Source organism: Streptomyces sp. NRRL B-1140, assembly GCF_001280065.1.
Lineage (GTDB): Bacteria > Actinomycetota > Actinomycetes > Streptomycetales > Streptomycetaceae > Streptomyces.
This window is the reverse complement of sequence record NZ_LGEA01000012.1, coordinates 1-390: the sequence shown is the minus strand read 5'-3', so window position 1 is coordinate 390 and position 390 is coordinate 1. Positions and strand designations below refer to the sequence as shown.

At 66.9% G+C, this 390-nt stretch carries 1 protein-coding gene; it reads right to left on the bottom strand.

Going from position 1 to position 390, the window contains the following annotated elements:
* Positions 1-390: glycoside hydrolase family 48 protein (locus ADK65_RS02960; protein ID WP_324614239.1), on the bottom strand; the 390-nt coding region annotated here is incomplete at both ends.

The window sequence follows — 390 nt, the reverse complement described above, 5'->3', positions numbered from 1 at the left end:
GAGGCGTCACCGGTGAACAGGTCCAGATAGCCGTTCTTGCCGCCGTACTTGAAGGCGTCGCAGGTCGGCTGCGGCACCGTCTCCCACACCGACTCCTGCACGCCACGCTGGAAGGTGTTGATGTACGACGGGCCGGTGTCCGAGGGGCCCGCCTCGCACTTGCCCGGCGCGTTTCCGAACCCGTAGACATTGTCGACGTCCTGCAGCCAGTGCATGCCGTAGACGTCATCTGTGCCGTACGCGCTCTTCAGCTCGGCCGCGATCGGGTCCGAGCCGGCCGCGACGGACGGTTCGAGCTTGGCCGGGTACTCGTTCGGCGTGTCCAGCTCGGGCGCGTACGTGGCCGGCTTGGAAGCGTTGTAGAAGGAGTTGGTCGGCTGGTCGGCGTGG